Below are 17,829 nucleotides of genomic sequence, written 5' to 3'. Positions count from 1 at the left end.
ACCACCTCATCTATACGTCTTCATATTTGTATGTAGTACACTATATTTTATAACTCTTTATATTACATTATAGAATAAGAATTTCAAATGTTGCACTATTTTAATAGTAAAAACACTTCCGTAAGCATCCATAACATATGAATTTACACGAAAGTGTTTTTAGATTTTTATCTTAATGTGTATAAAATTTCAATATCATTCTTTATACTTTTCTGTAACGTTTAAGTCCAATGATATTTAGTATTGTAAATATCAAAATAAATAGCAACAGTATAACAATATCGAACCAAATAAATTCAAATCCCTGTCCCTTAATCATTACATTAGTCAGCGCATCACCGGCATATCTTAACGGAAATACATAGCCAATAGTACTAACCCAATTGGCAATGCTATCTAAAGGGATAAGTCCAGAGAAAAAGACTTGAGGTATAACAACTAACGGTATAAATTGAACCATTTGAAATTCTGAATTTGCAAAAGTTGAAACAAACAAACCAATAGCTAAAGCAGATAATGCAATAAGTATATTAATTAATAATACCCACCATATACTTCCTACAACCTCAACTTTCAGTAAATATATGGAATAAAATACAATAATTAATGTTTGTAATATCGCAAACAAGCCATAACCTGCTAAATAACCAAAGACAATTTCACTTCTTTTAACAGACGTTGCAAGTACACGTTCTAAAGTTCCTTTCGTACGTTCTCTTAAAAGTGCTATACCAGAAACTAAGAATACAAAGAAAAAGACAAAGAAACCTATGAGAATTGGAAATATTTTATCAAAAAATGTGCTGTCAGCATCACCATAAAGATAATGACTATCTATGCTCAATGCTTCTGCCTGTTGTCCATTGCTTTGTTTCATATTGTCCGGTATCTTTTCAACAATTTTAGTCATATCTTGCATCTTATTCTTTTGGATTGCACTCGCTAACAATTGTTTCGTTGAGCCTGTAAGACTTGGATCTTCATTTTTATAAGTAACTTCTAGATTAGACCCTTTTTGTTCAATATATGCATCCAACTCTGAATCCACAATTGTATCTTTAATTGAGCTAGGTGCATCATACTTTTCAACATCTACTTTGTCTGAAGGCAAAGCGTTCACAATTTCATTTGATACTGATGCGTCCACACCCATTTTTATATTTGTTTCATTATTAGTATCAAATATAAAATACATCATCGTTAAAACCAAAATCGGTGCAAATAACATTAATGCTAACGTTCTTTTATCTCGTAATAGTTCTTTAATAACTCTGATAAAAATCGCCTGAAATCTCATTACTGCACCTCCGCTTCTGCTTTTATAAACACTTCTTCGATAGAATCAACTTCAAATTTATCTTTTAATTCTTGAGGCGTTCCAATCGTAAATAGTTTTCCTTCAACAATTAGACCTATATAATCACAACGTTCTGCTTCTCCCATAACATGCGTTGTGACAATCACTGATTTACCCTCATTTGCTAATCCATTCAATTGCTTCCAAACATCTTTTCTAAGTTTAGGATCAATGCCGACTGTAGGTTCGTCTAAAATAATAAGATTGGGATTTGCTAACAGTGTTATAGCCAAAGAAAGTCTACGTTTCATACCACCTGAAAAATGAGAAACGACCTTCCCTAATTCAGGTTCTAAATTTACTATTTTTGTATTTTTAGTAATAGCTGCTTCTAATTCCTTGCCTTTTAACCCCATCAAATTACCGAAAAATACTAAATTTTCTCGAGCTGTTAACGACTCATATAACGCATCACTTTGGCCCATATACCCTATTTCATTCAATACTTTGCGATTAGGTATTTGTTTATTGAATATTTGAGCCTGTCCTTCATCTAAACTTTCCATACCCATTAAACATTTTATTGTCGTAGTTTTACCTGAACCACTAGGACCAATCAATCCTAATATTTCTCCCTCAGTTAATTCTATATTAATGCCATCTAAGACTTTCTTTTGATCATAGTATTTTATTGCGTTTGTTAACTTTGCTACAAGGTCAGCCATACATACTCCTCCTTATTAGACATCGTGTCAATTATCATTCATAATGCGATTATATACTTATGCCCTATAAATGCAATGAAGATGTCAGCGTTAATAAACACATAAATTTATATGTCAATTAATATTTGGAGTGAATAGAATGAATGATGCAATGATTACTGATATACGTATATTAAAAACCAAAAGAACTACAAGAAAAGCATTAATAACACTTTTGAAAAACAAAAAATTTGATCAAATAACGGTTAAAGATATTTGTCAGCAAGCAGAAATAAGTCGAGGTACTTTTTATTTACATTACAAAGATAAATATGATTTAGTATATCAATATCAAATTGATATGATGCAAAAAGGAAGTGAGAAAGTTAAGCAATTGATTGATACAGACCGTAATTTATTATTCTTCAATATGATTAATTTTTGGAATAATGAGGCTGAACTCTTATTGTTACTGATATCCAAAAACGGTTCTGTTGATATTCAAAACCAAGTTAAATCTATGTTACAAAATCATATTGAGAAAAATATTTTATATTTTGTAAATCCTCCAAGGCTTAATGAAAAAGAAAAGCATTATTTTGCAATATTTTTAAGCAATGCAGTTTTTGGAATTATTCAAGAATGGGTGAACAACGGGCAACAAGAAACACCTCAGGAGCTCGCAACAATCATAAATATAATCGTTCCTGAATCATGGTTAAGAAGAGATATGTAGAGGGAGTTTACTATTTCAAATAAAAAAACTGCGCTATCATTCATAATTAAGAAGATGCGCAGACAATTCGTATAAAATCTTTTTTATTTTAATCCTTGTGTTTTATTGGAACTTCACTGATTCGCTAAAAGCTTTATAGCCTTCTCTTACATTAACGATATGATTAAAACCTTTATCTTCTAATATCCCTACTGCTATAGAACTTCTTACACCTGATTGACAGTGAACATATATTTTATCTTCTTTATTAAATGGTATATCTTCAATCATCAATTTGCCATGTGGAATATGAATCGCTTGTGATAGATGTCCATTCTGCCATTCTTCTTCAGTACGCACATCTAATATGTTTTGTTCTTTGCCAGTTATATCACTGCTATGAATAGATGATGTCATCGTTAAACTCTGTGGCAAACGGTATCCGCTGACATAATCGAATCCTATTAATTGTAGTGTGTGTACCGCTTCTTCTAAAATTTCTTTGTCACCTATTAAATCAATGGGTTGATTATAATTTAAATACCACCCGATTTGGTTAATAAAGTTCTTATTATAAGGGATATTGATTGTACCTTTAGTATGTCCACCATGAAAAGCTTCTTTAGTACGTAAATCAAATGCTAAATTATCTTTATTTAAACTAGGATAAACGTTATACGAATGATATAAGTTCATCCCAAACTGATTAATTTTTTTCATTTGCGCAAAGTGATGTGGTGGCGCGGGTTGATTTGACGTTAATGTCTCAATGAATGTTACTTTATTCGTTTCATTAAACGCCCAATTGTTTATTTTTTCATAACCTAAGGTAGACATTGGCACCGCACCTAGTGACTTACCACAAGGACTGCCTGCCCCATGTCCCGGCCATATTTGAATAGAGTCAGATAACTCTTTCACAGTTTCAATAGAATGATACATTTGCTCCGCACTAACTTCAGTAGAACCTTCCATTTGAACTGCTTTTTCTAATAAGTCAGGTCTGCCGATATCACCAACAAATATAAAGTCACCGCTAAATAGCCCCATAGGTACTTGGCTACCGCCACCTTCGTCAGTTAATAAAAAACTAATACTCTCTGGGGTATGTCCTGGCGTGTGTAACACTTCTAATTTAATGTGACCTACTTTAATTTGATTTTGGTGTTTAACGTAATGTGTTTGGTCTGGCATATTTTGATAACTTAATTGATCATCACCTTCTCCAGATACATAAATTGCTGCGTTTAAACGCTCTGCGACATCACGAATACCTGAAGCAAAGTCAGCGTGTATATGTGTTTCTGCGGCATGTGTAATCGTAAACCCTTCACTTTCTGCTACTTCTATATATTCTGCTAAATCGCGTATCGGATCTATCACTATTGCTTCACCTGTACGTTGACATCCTACTAGATAAGAAGCTTGCGATAATTGTTCATTATAAAATTGTTTAAAATACATAATACATCCTCCTTTTTAACCGTTACACTCGTACTAAATAAATAAATTATGACTCGCGTTTTCAGTGTCGCCGATATACGTACCTACACCGCCATAGGAAACTTCATCTCTCAACTCTTCTTTTTTAATGCCCATAACATCCATGCTCATCGTACATGCAATCAGTTTGATATCTTGATCTATCGCTTGGTTGATGAGCGATGGTAGCGAATCAACATTTTTCTTTTTCATTACATAACGCATCATCACATTACCCAATCCAAACATGTTCATTTTAGAAAGCGGCATTTTTAAAGGGGACTTCGGCAACATCAAATCAAACGTTTTCGCAATACCTTGCTTACGCATTTTTGAAGTTTTTTCCTTTTTCAAGGCGTTAAGCCCCCAGAAAGTAAAGAAGATAGTAACATCTCTGCCGGCAGCTTTAGCACCATTTGCGATAATCATTGCTGCCACTGCTTTATCTAACTCGCCACTAAACAATACAATTGTAGTGCCTTTAGTTGTATGCCTAACTTCCATAGTTTTGGGTTGTTCTTTTTGGATAATAGCTTTAACATCATGCCCATCTTCATTTAAATTAACCAAGGTATGACCTGTTTGTTTCACCCAACTTTTAATATCACTAGAGAAACCTGGATCTGTAACAGTAACCTCCATTTGGTCACCTTCTTGAATATTTTTCACTTCTTTACTGATATTAACTATAGGCCCTGGGCATTGAAGATTACTGTAATTAAATTGTTTACGGTCTGACTTAATATCTACCTCTGCACTTTCTACTGCTGCTTCACCTTCACTCACATTGTTCTGTGCATAAGCTTGATAACCACCTTCTAAATTGACTACATCATAGTTTTGCTCAGATAAATATTCGCTCACTTTAGCACTGCGTTTTCCACTTTTACAGTGTATATAGTAAGTTTTATTTTTATCATAATTAAATGTTTCAATGTTATCTACGGGATGTAGTATGGAACCGTTGATATGTCCTAATTCATATTCTTCTTCTGTTCTAACGTCAATCAGCTGACCCTCAGAAGCTAATCTTGCTAATTCTGTTTCACTTAAATCATTGATATGTTTTTGGTTATATTGTTTCATATTCATCCTCCTATAAATACCTATAGGGGTATAATAAGGTCTCTATATATTATTGTCAAATACCCCCTACCCTATTTGACACTTTTAATTTATTCACTTAGTATGTAGGTAATTAGTTTTTAATATGGAGGGAAAATTATGGATTACGATAAAAAAATGGTTAACCGTATAAAACGAGTTCAAGGTCAGTTAAATGGCGTCATTAAAATGATGGAAGACGAAAAGCATTGTAAAGATGTCATTACTCAACTTAGTGCATCTAAAAGTTCTATCCAACGATTAATGGGTGTCATTATTAGTGAAAATTTAATTGAGTGTGTCAGAGAAGCAGATGAAAATAATGAAGATTCACAAGAATTAATTAACGAAGCCATTGAATTATTAGTGAAAAGTAAATAATGGATATTCTCACAATAACTATTATGTTGTTTATTGGAATATTTGGGGGATTTATCTCTGGATTAGTAGGTATAGGAGGCGCAATTATTATTTATCCAGCTATCTTATTATTACCACCATTGTTTGGCGCTCCTGCATATAGTGCATATATCGCCTCAGGCCTTACTTCAAGTCAGGTTTTCTTTAGTACATTGAGTGGTTCAATAAAAGCCAGGAAAAAACCTGAATTTTCTCCACAACTTGTAATTTATATGGGTGGGGGCATGATTGTAGGAAGTGTTTTTGGTGCGCTCCTAGCAAATTTATTTAATGCTGCATTTATAAACGTTATATATATTATAATCGCTGTACTAGCGCTAATACTGATGTTTATTAAAGTGAATTCTTCTTCACAAACTTCTCAATTTAACGGTCCTTTACTCATAAGTATTGGAGTTATAATCGGTATTATTTCAGGTATAGTCGGTGCAGGTGGCGCCTTTATTATTATTCCTATACTACTCGTAGTATTTAAATTACCAATGAATACTGTTGTCGCTAATAGTATTGTCATTGCTTTTATGTCTTCAATAGGAGCTTTCGTTATAAAGTTTATGCAAGGTTATATACCTATGACAGATGCACTATTTTTAATTATTGGGAGCATTCTTTTTGCGCCATTAGGTTTAAAAGTAGGCAATAAAGTGCCAAGCTTTGTACAAAAATGGATTGTGAGTATTTTAATTATTATCGCAATTATGCAACTGATAATCTAACTTAATTTAAAAGGAGGCTTATAATGAATCACTGGGATGAAAAATTCGACTCAGACAATTATATCTACGGCGAGGAAGCAAACGAGTTTGTGAAAAATATTTTTCAAACTAACACTACAAACAATGAAAATATAGTATTATTCGCAGAAGGTGAAGGCCGAAACGCGATCTATCTTGCACAACTTGGTTACGATGTCACAACATATGATATGTCTAAAGTAGGTATCGATAAACAATATAAGCTAGCACAAGAGACCGGTGTTAATATAAAAGCAAATTATGGTGACATCACACAGCCTGACCTAACAACTCAATCAACATTTGATTATAGTATTAATATTTTTGGTCATGTCCCTGCCGAGGGCAAACAAGCTATGTTTAATAATCTTATTCAATCATTAGTCAAAAACGGTCACAGTTATTTTGAATTTTACTCAATAGAACAACTAGAATATCGTTCAGGCGGTCCTAAAGATAAGTCAATGCTTTATGAAATAGACGAAATTAAGCATTACTTAGCTCAACACACTATTAAAATTCATGTGCTAAAAAAGCGTGAAACATACCGCTACGAAGGGACAAAACATACAGGTCTGGCTTCTGTAATACAAGGTCATATTGAAAAATTATAATTCATCAATAAATCATCATATTCTATTAATAACCCTTCTATACAGTTCACAGCAGTATCTAAATTGTATAGAAGGGTTTAAATCATTTAAATCCCCCTCTATATTCCTCGGCTATTTAAAATGCTGTTCAATAAAAAATTATAAAAACCAAAGGAAATACCTAATTCTTACAAATCCAATAAAATAAGTAATGTTACACTTAGGCATAAAAATCCTCCAGTTAGGCAATTTCGCGCAACTCAACAGTGAAATATTTTATATTGTAGTTGATAAATTAAAACTTTGTTTTAATTTTAAATACTTGGAAAGGGGTGTTTTATATGTCAGCAATCATAGAAGCACTAAATAATGCCATCCAAGCAGGTATCGCTCATGATTGGGTAACTATGGGTACAAGCATTGCAAGTGCATTAGCTAGCGGGGTAGACTTTGTTTTAGGTTTCTTAAAATAAAGTTATTTTCCTCACAAAAAGGACCTTCTCTAAAATCACATGTGATATTTTTAGAGAGGGTCTTAAATTTAACTTCTAAACATTTGTAATTTTTGAAAATAAAAAATGGCCGAGACATAAATATATGTCTCAGCCTCAAAGTAATAGCTTAACTATACTTTTTCAGTTTGTGCTTGTGCTTTTTCATTGTTTGACGCATGTGAAGCACCGATTGCTTCGATTTCTTCTAGTGTACGTCCTCTAGATTCTGGAACGAATTTTTTCACAAATAGTACGCCGAGTATACAAATGATGCCGAATATCGCAAATACGATTTGTTGAGGGAAATACACTGTCATAATTGGGAATAGTAATCCAACTAAGAAAGAACCAATCCAATTTAATGAGGATGCTGCACCTGAAGCAAATCCTCTAATTGCTAATGGGAATATTTCTCCAACTATAACCCATGTTAACGGCGCCCATGTAAATGAATAGAACGCTACATAAATACTTAAAAATACAACAATGAGTATCGGATTCGCATTTGGTAATATCAAATTAATGATTGCTGGTAATATGAAGGATAATCCCATCACAGTACCACCCAACATAAGCAATGTTCTTCTGTTAAATTTATCCGCTATCCAAATGAAGAGTAATGATCCTAATACTAAAATTACACCTTGAATAATTGGCCACATTAAAGCTGTACTTGCTGAGCTACCAGTAGCTTGTTCAACAATTAATGGAATATAATAGAATATTGCATTTGCCCCTTGGAATTGTTGGAACGCAGCTACACCCAATCCAGCGATAACTAAATATTTATATTTGCCACTAAATAATGTTGCTAATGATTGGTTTACTTTATTCTTATTTTCTATTTGAATTGTCTTGTTTATTTCTTCAAATTCTTTATCTACATTTTGGTTATTTCTAAGGTTGCTTAAGACCATTTTAGCTTCTTTAAATTTATGATTTTTAATTAAAAATCTTGGAGACTCTGGCAATTTTAATACACCCCAGAATAAAATGATTGCCGGAACTGCTGCTGCTCCTAACATTAATCTCCAACCCATTTCAACAGGTAAACCTCTTAAGAAATAGTCTACGATGTATGATAACAACATCCCAGATACAATCATTGTTTGATTCATACCAGACAATTGACCACGATACTTGGCTGGAGCCATTTCTGACATGTAAGCTGGTACTAGTGCTGATGCAGCACCAACTGCTAACCCCAGAATTACTCTTGATATAATTAAGAAATAACTACCGTCATGTGGTGCGATACCTGACAAAACAGAACCAATTACGAAAATGATTGCAGAAATTAAAATCATTTTCCTTCTACCAAGCGTATCAGATAATTTACCTGCTAAAATACCACCAAATATTGCGCCTAGCATTACTGACGAAGTAATTAACCCAATTATAAATCCACTATTAATATTCCAGTCTTCTCTTAAAAATGGTAACGCTCCGGTCATAACACCTATGTCATAACCAAAAAGTATCCCACCAAAAGCGCCGAAGAAATAGATAAAGCGATTCGAAACTTTACTGTTTATTTTCATCCCATTCACCCTTTTTTAAAACAAAATATGCCTTACATTACGTTATTTGATTAACGACAAATCTACTGTAATTTAATTTATTAATGTATATTCTGAATCAAACATGTTTAATAATATTTCTATTTGCGATGTATTCAATTTAAGTGACAGTACTGTGTGATGACCGCCGCCTTCTTCAATCCAACGTTTCACGCCTTGTTCTAATGATGGTTTAACATCCCATAACACTCTAGCTACTGGTAAGTTAGGTGCAGGTTCATCTAATTGTTTAGCAGTAATTTCATTCACAATAAACTTGAAGTGTGTGCCAAGATCCATCATTGTGACCACTACGCCGTCGCCAGCTTTTCCATCGAATACTAATCTTGCTGGATCTTCTTTACCACCTATACCTAGAGGATTTACAACGATTTTAGGTTTCGTGTCTGCTAATGTTGGATCAACTTCCAACATATGTGCGCCTAGTATATGTGATTGGTGACTTCTTAAGTCGTACGTATAATCTTCCATGAACCCTGTTGCTTCATTTTCTGCAGCAATTTTAAGTAAGCGGTCTAAAGCAGCAGTCTTCCAATCACCTTCACCTGCAAATCCGTAACCTTGTTCGTTAAGTCTTTGTACTGCTAAACCTGGTAATTGTTTCATGCCATGTAAATCTTCAAAGTTAGAAGTGAAAGCAGTATATCCACCCTCATCTAAAAAGCGTTTAATCGCAATTTCATATTTTATTTGTTCTTTAACGGAAGCATTAAATGCGTCTTTACTGTACGCTCTGTATTCAAAGTCATATAAATCTTCATATGATTTAAATAATTGATCTACTTCTGAATCTGTTACTTGATTCACATATTCTACTAAATCACCTATACCAAAATAATCTACAGTCCAACCGTATTGGATTTGTGCTTCGATTTTATCCCCTTCAGTAACAGCTACATTACGCATGTTGTCACCAAATCTTGCAACTTTTAAGTTGAAGCTTTCATTATAAGCATTGGCTACAACCATCCATTCTCTTAATTGCTTTTGTACATTTTCATCTTTCCAATGTCCAAAAATAATTTCATTTTTCTTATTAAGACGGCGGTTAATATAACCGTATTCTCTATCACCATGCGCTGATTGATGTAAATTCATATAATCCATATCAATGTTTTCCCATGAAATATCATTGTTGTATTGAGTTGCTAAATGTAATAATGGTTTTTGTAATAATTTAGTACCTCTAATCCACATTTTCGCTGGTGAAAATGTATGCATCCATGTAATCACACCTAAAATATCATCACGATAATTCGCTTCTTTCATAATATCTGTAATAACATCTGCAGAAATTGCTAATTTCGTTTGTAACTCTATTTCAAACGGTAATTGTGCCTGCGCGTTTAATTCGTCCGTAATATTTTGTGCATTTTGTTTAACTTGTGCGAGTGCATCATCACCATAGAGTTCTTGTGATCCAATCACAAACCAGAATTTTTTTGTTGTAGTCATTTTGTTTCCTCCTTAGTTTTGTCCGTAATAGGCATTTGTGCCGTGTTTTCTTTCAAAGTGTTTATCAAGTACTGCTTTAGGTAATGTTTCTGCGAATGGATTTAATTGTCTTGTGAAGATATTCATCTTACATACTTCTTCTAACACTACTGCGTTCATCACAGCTTTTTCACAATTATCTCCCCAAATAAATGGTGCGTGACCATGCAATAATACTGCAGGTACTTCATGTGGGTTGATACCTTTTTCTTTAAATGTTTCAACAATGACATTGCCTGTTTCATACTCATAATCTTTATTGATTTCTTCAGTCGTTAAAAATCTAGCACACGGAATTTCGCCGTAGAATGTATCTGCATGTGTTGTTCCCATAGCTGGCACGTTCAATCCTGATTGCGCCCACGTTGTTGCCCATGGTGAATGCGTATGTACGACACTGCCAATATCACCAAATTCTTTATAAAGGACAGCATGCGTTGGCATATCTGAAGAAGGTTTTAAATTTCCTTCAACCACTTCACAATCTAAATTACAAACCACCATATCTTCTGGTTTCATGACATCGTAATCTACGCCACTCGGCTTGATAACAAATAATTGTGATTCTGCATCAAAGGCACTCACGTTACCCCATGTATATTTAATCAATCCTCGGTTTGGCAACTCTAAATTTGCTTTATAAACTTCAGCTTTTAACGCTTCTAACATGTTATTTGCCTCCTAAATACTTAGCTATCGATTGTTCTATAGGTAAACCCTTTTTAACTTTTTCTACATAGTTATTAAAGTTAATCACTTCTTGTTCTGCTGGTTCCACTGTTACTTCTTCTGTGTTTAAAAATACAACTTCATTTAAAAAAGTAGCTAAAGGTTGTTGAGATTCTTGTGCGCTATAGTAAGCTAAAACACTGACACCCCATGCGCCACCTTCACTTGCCGTATCCATTACGGTAATTTTATTTTCAAGTGCTGATGATAATACTTGCTGTGCGACACCTTTCGTTTTAAAAATACCGCCATGTGCTATTAATTTATCTATGTTAATCGATTCATTATTTTTCAATAAATCCATTCCAATTTTCAAAGTACTGAATGCACTATATAAATGCATTTTCATAAAATTAGCTAAATTGAAATTATAGTTTGGTTCACGTACAAATAATGGATAACCTGTTTCTACGTCTGTGATGTTTTCGCCTGAAACATAATTGTATGAAAGTAAGCCACCAATGTTGTCATCACTTTCCAATGAACGCTCAAATATCTGTCCGTACAACTCATCTGATGAAAAATCAACACCCATGACACTTAATACTTCGCCAAATATGTTCATCCAATCATTAATATCAGAAGTACAGTTATTGGTGTGAATCATTGCTACTTCACTTCCATCAGGTGTTGTTACTACATCAATTTCTGGGTACATACCCTTTAATGCATCAGATAATACAACCATTGCAAACGCACTAGTACCGGCTGATATATTACCTGTATTCTTCGCTACTGTATTCGTTGCTACCATACCAGTACCAGCATCACCTTCTGGAGGGCACATCACGCTACCAGCTTCAAGATTTCCTGAAGGATCTAATAATGTTGCACCATCACTTGTAAGACGACCACCATTTTCACCTGCCAATTTAATTTCAGGTAATATAGTTTCTACTGACTTTGCAAATCCTTCACTTTCAAATAAGTCATTGGCTTGATTTAATAAATCAGATCTATACGTTTTGTTGTTAACATCTATTGGGAACATGCCTGAAGCCTCGCCAATACCGACAACTTTTTCACCAGTTAAGTACCAATGTACATATCCAGCTAACGTTGTTAAATATTCAATTTGATTCACATGGGCTTCTTTATCTAATATGGCTTGATATACATGCGCAATACTCCAACGTTCTGGAATATTAAATTGAAATGCTTCGCTAAGTAACGTAGCTGCCTTTGCTGTATTACCATTTCTCCAAGTTCTAAATGGTACAAGTAAATCTTCATTATGATCAAACGCTAGATAACCATGCATCATACCGCTGATACCAATCGACTTCACTTGTTTTAATGTTAAATTATGTTTTTCTTTCATTTCTGTTGTCATTGCACTATAACTTTTCTGTAAACCGACCCAGATATCATTAATGGAATATGTCCAATATCCATCTACGAATTGGTTTTCCCATTCAAAATGTCCAGATGCAACTGTATTTAAATGCTGATCAATTGCTACGGTTTTAATTCTTGTAGAACCAAGTTCAATACCAATCGATATATCTTCACTATTTAATGCTTTCTTCAAACCATCCATTTCCAACACTCCTATTGAAACCGTTTTCAAATACACCTTATAATATTTGTCCGTACATGTCAACATTTATTATTTTATGTCCGTACATGTTTTGGGTTATAAAAAGGCTCAAACCAATAGCGTGATTGATTTGAGCCTGTCTTTTATATTTTTTTTACAGAATTTCGTTCGATAATATATGTATCTATAAGTTGTGACGTTTGTTTTTTATCTGTATTTATCGCGTTAATCATCCATTCTGCTGCTTTTCTACCAAGTAATTCTTGAGGATGTGACGTTGTAGTCAAATCCATCTCACTCAATTTACTTAGCACTGAATTATCTTCGCCAACCACAGATAAATCGCTTGGTATCTGCACGTTTCGCTGTTTTAATCTTTGGATGATCTCGTAAGCAATTTCATCGTTATAACAAACTAAGCCAGTGATATTAATCTTTTTCTCACAAATATGCTGAACAATTTGTTCGATGACTTGTGGCTTACTTTCGGTATCAAATGTATAAATATGTTCGCCTTTAAAAAGAATATGATTACTTTCAAAAGCATTAAAATAACCTTTCATTCTTAATTTACCTTGGTTATCGTCTATTTTAGTAATTAAAGCAATATTTTCATGTCCTTGATCAACTAAATATTTTGTTGCTAAATAGCCAGATTTCACATCATCAATTGCTATATAAGGCAAATTCAACTCATCATACTTAGCATTAATCATTAAAATCGGAATATCTCGCTGTTTGAATAATGAATAATAGGACAAGTTCGGATTATAGACATTACTCTTAGTAGGTTCTATAATAAGTCCCGTCACACCTTGATTCAGCATCATCTCTAGACATCTACGTTCTTCCTCATGATTGTTATTCGTACTTGCTAATATTAAAGAATAGCCATGCTTTTTTAATACATTCTCAATGCCTCGAATAATACTCGGGAAAATATAATCCGATAAGTAAGTCACGATTACGCCTATTTTTTTAGTTTCATTGTTCTGATTTGTATTTAAATAATTGTAACTCACATATGATCCAGAACCTTTTTTCTTTTTAATGTATCCTTCTTTGACTAATAAATCCATTGCTTGTCTGATTGTATAGCGACTTAAATTATATCTATCCTGAAATTGCTTTTCTGTAGGCAAGAGCATTCCAACTTGATAGCTTTTGTTAATTATTTTTTCTTTAATTTCGTCCGCTACAATTTGATATTTCGGCTTATTCATAATTGAAAATCTCCTAGTCTCACCAATTTGTCTTAATACCGCATATTATAGCATACGTCATATTTATTCAATGAATCAAATTTTAAGAAAAATTGAATTTATACGTTGAATTCATCATATAATATAAAGTAATTACGTACTTAGTTTAAACGTCGTTCTTTGTACTGCCATCCCTCTTGAAAGACTACTGTTAAGCCATTGAAACGTCACTCATTAAAATCTTTTGACTTATGAATTGACTGTTGTTATATTAAAATTAAGAAGGAGATATGCGCTAACATACCTCCCTCACAGACCCGTTAAAATACGGTGGCTTTTTGATTTGAAAACAACGTTCCAACACTTATTAGCCTAAAGTTGGAACGTTATTTTTTTTGCTATTACAAACTAAAATGAGTCCAATGATTGTTAACACAACCATTAAGATTTCATAATCAGTCATTTGCTATCCTTTCTTGGAGTAGAGACCAAAACCATAGGCATCACCCCATTTTCAATGAGATTAGCCACCTTTATTCCAACTTGTCTGTAAAAATATTTTACTACATGAACTGCGTCACTCCTACCTTTTCTTCACTTTTTGAAAAATTTAACTATCCCTAAATGAATCATTTTATTGAAGTCTTATAACGTCTCTATGTAAGCTTTTAAAAATATAATAAAATCTTTTGACTTATGAATTAACCGTTGTTATATTAAAATTAAGAAGGAGATATGCGCTAACATACTTCCCTCACAGACCCGTTAAAACACGGTGGCTTTTTGGTTAAAATAACCTTAACTTCTCCAAAGTTGGAAGGTTATTTTTTTTGGCTATTACAAACTAATATGAGTCCAATGATTGTTAACACAACCATTAAGATTTCATAATCAGTCATTTTCTATCCTTTCTTGGAGTAGAGACCAAAATCATAGGCATCACCCCATTTTCAATGAGATTAGCCACCTTTATTCCAACTTGTCTGTAAAAATATTTTACTACACGACTTGCCTCACTCCTATCTTTTCTTCACTTTTTGAAAAATTTAACTATCCCTAAATGAATCATTTTATTGAAGTCTTATAACGTCTCTATGTAAGCTTTTAAAAATATAATAAAATCTTTTGACTTATGAATTGACTGTTGCTATATTAAAATTAAGAAGAAGGTATGCGCTAACATACCTCCCTCACAGACCCGTTAAAAAGACGGTGGCTAGACAAAGTGAAAATAACGTTCCAACATTTATCTGCCTAAAGTTGGAACGTTATTTTTTTTGGCTATTACAAACTAATATGAGTCCAATGATTGTTAACACAACCATTAAGATTTCATAATCAGTCATTTTCTATCCTTTCTTGGAGTAGAGACCAAAACCATAGGCATCACCCCATTTTCAATGAGATTAGCCACCTTTATTCCAACTTGTCTGTAAAAATATTTTACTACACGACCTGACTTACTCCTATCTTTTCTTCACTTTTTGAAAAATTCACCCAAAAATATAAAACGTTTTCATTTTATTAATAAGAAATTGATACATTTTACTTTGTACATGGTACGCTATAATTAATAAAAATATTACTTATTATATTAAATGGATAGATTGTATGAGGAGTGAACTTGGATGAAAAAAGTTTCTATCAAAGATGTAGCTAAAGAAGCAGACGTGTCTTTGACTACGGTTTCTCAAATTTTAAATAAAAAAAGCAACCGTTTTTCAGAGGAAACAGTAAACAAAGTCATTGCTGCTAAAGAGCGATTAGGCTACTTCCCTAATAAAAATGCGCAACAATTACGTGGTAGCCAAACAAAATTAATCGGTGTGCTATTACCAAATTTAACTAATCCATTCTTTTCCACGATGATGCAAACTATGGACGATCATAAACCAGATGATGTCGATTTATTCTTCTTAACAACAAAGGAAGATAAAATCGAAGAAGGGATTATGCATCTTGTCGAACGAGGCATGGATGGTCTGATTATTGCGCAGATGATTAAGAACCCGTCTCGTTTAAATCAATATTTATTAAATCATAATATACCCTATATCGTACTAGATCAAAGTGATGACCATGGATTTACTGATATCGTAAAAACAAATGAACGCAGTGGTGGTGAACTTGCAGCCGCACATCTTATTGATTACGGCCACACGCACATTTCAATCATTCAACCTTATAATTTAACGAGTAATATGAAAGCAAGAACAGATGGTTTCATCAAATATTGTGAAATGCATGAGATACCATCTCCTATAATTATCGAAACCCCTTTAAATAAAGAAGGTGGATTTGCAGTCATTGATGATATTATAAAGTCCAAATCTAGTGCTATTTTTGCAACGAATGATGAGATGGCTATTGGTATTATGCGTGGTCTCGCTGATAAAGGATTTCACGTACCAAACGATATTTCAGTTATTGGATTTGATAATATAGACATTGCAAAATATCTTGTCCCTTCCCTCACCACAGTTGCACAACCTATTAAAGAAATAGGCGAGGCTGCATTAGCTTTAATCACTCATAAGCTGAATCAAAATGATGCAACTTTACATAACGTTGCATTACATAATGAGTTAATTATCAGAGAAACAACGCAACATTTTTAAAAATAAAACACACATAATATAAGACTTAAAGATATGTCATTGATTGCTTGACTCGAGTTAGCAGTTATCAATTTTCAGCTTATCTTCTAGGTCTTATATTTTTTTTGCAAAAAATGAAAGCGTGTACAAAAATAGAAATTGATGTTATTATGACTTAGTAAAACGTTTTACTAAATCGTTTTACCTAAAAATAATCACTACATAAATATATATATAGAGGTGTCTTATGGATATTATAGCAATTTTAATTGGTCTTGGACCATTACTGGGTTGGGGACTATTTCCTACCATCGCATCGAAGTTTGGTGGACGACCAGTTAACCAAATATTTGGTGCAACAGTAGGAACGTTGATTTTCGCATTAGGTTTCGCATTCATTCAAGGTATCGATTTTCCAACAGGAATGAACCTTATATTTTCATTGATATCAGGTGTTGGTTGGGGCTTTGGACAAATTATTACTTTTAAAGCATTTGGTCTAGTTGGTTCTTCCAGAGCTATGCCAATCACAACTGCATTTCAACTGTTAGGTGCATCACTATGGGGTGTCTTCGCATTAGGAGATTGGCCAGGATTAACAAATAAAATTATCGGCTTCACTGCCCTACTTGTTGTGCTAATTGGTGCATATATGACTGTTTGGAGTGAAAAATCAGAACAACAGTATAGTAAGAAATTAAGAAATGCAGTTATTTTACTACTTATAGGTGAAATAGGTTATTGGGCCTACTCTGCAGCACCTCAAGCAACTAATATCAGTGGTATGGAAGCATTCTTACCACAAGCAATGGGTATGGTGCTTGCTGCAGTAATTTATGCATTTATGAATATGAAACAAGGCAATGCTTTCTTAGAAAAAGTCAGCTGGAAACAAATTATTTCAGGATTGTTCTTTGCATTTGGTGCATTAACATACTTAATTTCTGCACAGTCAGATATGAATGGATTAGCGACAGGATTCATACTGTCACAAACATCAGTAGTATTAGCTACGTTAACAGGTATTTATTTCTTGAATCAGAGAAAAACACCAAAAGAACTTATCGTTACTATTATTGGACTTGTAATCATACTAATAGCAGCAGCAGTTACAGTATTTATTAAATAAACTATAGAATGGGAG

The 17,829-nt window shown here is 33.3% G+C and carries 16 protein-coding genes; 7 read left to right on the top strand and 9 right to left on the bottom strand.

Annotated elements, in window-relative coordinates:
- Positions 1–202: 202 nt before the first annotated feature.
- Together MHB47_RS00940 and MHB47_RS00935 are read right to left on the bottom strand one after the other, a co-directional pair.
- Positions 203–1,297, bottom strand: coding sequence for an ABC transporter permease (locus tag MHB47_RS00940; protein ID WP_340754397.1), 1,095 nt, complete (start codon positions 1,295–1,297; stop codon positions 203–205).
- Entirely contained in the window at positions 1,297–2,022 is a 726-nt protein-coding gene (locus MHB47_RS00935; protein ID WP_340754395.1) for an ABC transporter ATP-binding protein, read from the bottom strand. Before MHB47_RS00935 ends, MHB47_RS00940 begins: the two co-directional genes overlap by 1 nt.
- 139 nt (positions 2,023–2,161) lie before the next feature.
- Between MHB47_RS00935 and MHB47_RS00930 the strand changes: the two genes are divergently transcribed.
- A complete protein-coding gene (locus tag MHB47_RS00930) occupies positions 2,162–2,737 on the top strand; it encodes a TetR/AcrR family transcriptional regulator (protein ID WP_340754394.1) in 576 nt (191 codons plus the stop codon).
- Between the two features lie 102 nt (positions 2,738–2,839).
- Here the strand turns inward: MHB47_RS00930 and cstB are convergent, their stop codons facing one another.
- On the bottom strand, positions 2,840–4,180 hold the full coding sequence (gene cstB, locus MHB47_RS00925; RefSeq protein WP_340754392.1) for a persulfide dioxygenase-sulfurtransferase CstB: 1,341 nt from the start codon (positions 4,178–4,180) through the stop codon (positions 2,840–2,842).
- 33 nt (positions 4,181–4,213) lie between these two features.
- The gene (locus MHB47_RS00920) at positions 4,214–5,284 is read right to left on the bottom strand and encodes a DsrE/DsrF/DrsH-like family protein (RefSeq protein WP_340754390.1); all 1,071 of its coding nucleotides are present in this window, start codon (positions 5,282–5,284) and stop codon (positions 4,214–4,216) included.
- A 138-nt stretch (positions 5,285–5,422) separates the two neighbouring features.
- Between MHB47_RS00920 and cstR the strand changes: the two genes are divergently transcribed.
- The 4 genes from cstR to MHB47_RS00900 all read left to right on the top strand — a co-directional run bounded on the left by cstR (position 5,423) and on the right by MHB47_RS00900 (position 7,522).
- Positions 5,423–5,683, top strand: coding sequence for a persulfide-sensing transcriptional repressor CstR (gene cstR / locus MHB47_RS00915; RefSeq protein WP_002506435.1), 261 nt, complete (start codon positions 5,423–5,425; stop codon positions 5,681–5,683).
- On the top strand, positions 5,683–6,438 hold the full coding sequence (locus MHB47_RS00910) for a sulfite exporter TauE/SafE family protein (protein WP_340754388.1): 756 nt from the start codon (positions 5,683–5,685) through the stop codon (positions 6,436–6,438). The genes cstR and MHB47_RS00910 overlap by 1 nt, the downstream gene beginning before the upstream one ends.
- A gap of 23 nt (positions 6,439–6,461) precedes the next feature.
- Complete coding sequence (locus tag MHB47_RS00905; protein ID WP_340754385.1) at positions 6,462–7,070, top strand: class I SAM-dependent methyltransferase; 609 nt, start codon at positions 6,462–6,464, stop codon at positions 7,068–7,070.
- A gap of 320 nt (positions 7,071–7,390) precedes the next feature.
- Positions 7,391–7,522, top strand: a complete 132-nt coding sequence (locus tag MHB47_RS00900) for a beta-class phenol-soluble modulin (RefSeq protein WP_002506432.1) — start codon at positions 7,391–7,393, stop codon at positions 7,520–7,522.
- Between the two features lie 152 nt (positions 7,523–7,674).
- Here the strand turns inward: MHB47_RS00900 and MHB47_RS00895 are convergent, their stop codons facing one another.
- From MHB47_RS00895 to MHB47_RS00875, 5 genes are all read right to left on the bottom strand, one after another.
- Complete coding sequence (locus MHB47_RS00895; protein WP_340754383.1) at positions 7,675–9,084, bottom strand: sugar porter family MFS transporter; 1,410 nt, start codon at positions 9,082–9,084, stop codon at positions 7,675–7,677.
- A 72-nt stretch (positions 9,085–9,156) separates the two neighbouring features.
- On the bottom strand, positions 9,157–10,578 hold the full coding sequence (gene araA, locus MHB47_RS00890; RefSeq protein ID WP_340754381.1) for an L-arabinose isomerase: 1,422 nt from the start codon (positions 10,576–10,578) through the stop codon (positions 9,157–9,159).
- 12 nt (positions 10,579–10,590) lie between these two features.
- Positions 10,591–11,286 (bottom strand): L-ribulose-5-phosphate 4-epimerase, encoded by a 696-nt coding sequence (locus MHB47_RS00885; protein ID WP_340754378.1) that lies wholly within the window; start codon positions 11,284–11,286, stop codon positions 10,591–10,593.
- A gap of 1 nt (position 11,287) precedes the next feature.
- On the bottom strand, positions 11,288–12,886 hold the full coding sequence (locus MHB47_RS00880; RefSeq protein ID WP_340754376.1) for a xylulokinase: 1,599 nt from the start codon (positions 12,884–12,886) through the stop codon (positions 11,288–11,290).
- A gap of 143 nt (positions 12,887–13,029) precedes the next feature.
- On the bottom strand, positions 13,030–14,109 hold the full coding sequence (locus MHB47_RS00875; protein ID WP_340754374.1) for a GntR family transcriptional regulator: 1,080 nt from the start codon (positions 14,107–14,109) through the stop codon (positions 13,030–13,032).
- A 1,607-nt stretch (positions 14,110–15,716) separates the two neighbouring features.
- On the opposite strand from MHB47_RS00875, the gene rbsR reads away from it, so the two are divergent.
- Positions 15,717–16,706 (top strand): ribose utilization transcriptional repressor RbsR, encoded by a 990-nt coding sequence (gene rbsR, locus MHB47_RS00870; protein ID WP_340754372.1) that lies wholly within the window; start codon positions 15,717–15,719, stop codon positions 16,704–16,706.
- 226 nt (positions 16,707–16,932) lie between these two features.
- The gene (gene rbsU / locus MHB47_RS00865; RefSeq protein WP_002506425.1) at positions 16,933–17,814 is read left to right on the top strand and encodes a ribose/proton symporter RbsU; all 882 of its coding nucleotides are present in this window, start codon (positions 16,933–16,935) and stop codon (positions 17,812–17,814) included.
- Positions 17,815–17,829: the final 15 nt, after the last annotated feature.

It is taken from the genome of Staphylococcus sp. FSL K6-3157, assembly GCF_038005145.1.
In the GTDB taxonomy this organism is placed as follows: domain Bacteria; phylum Bacillota; class Bacilli; order Staphylococcales; family Staphylococcaceae; genus Staphylococcus; species Staphylococcus equorum.
The sequence above is the reverse complement of the archived record's forward strand: the minus strand, read 5'-3'. Positions and strand labels throughout refer to the sequence as shown.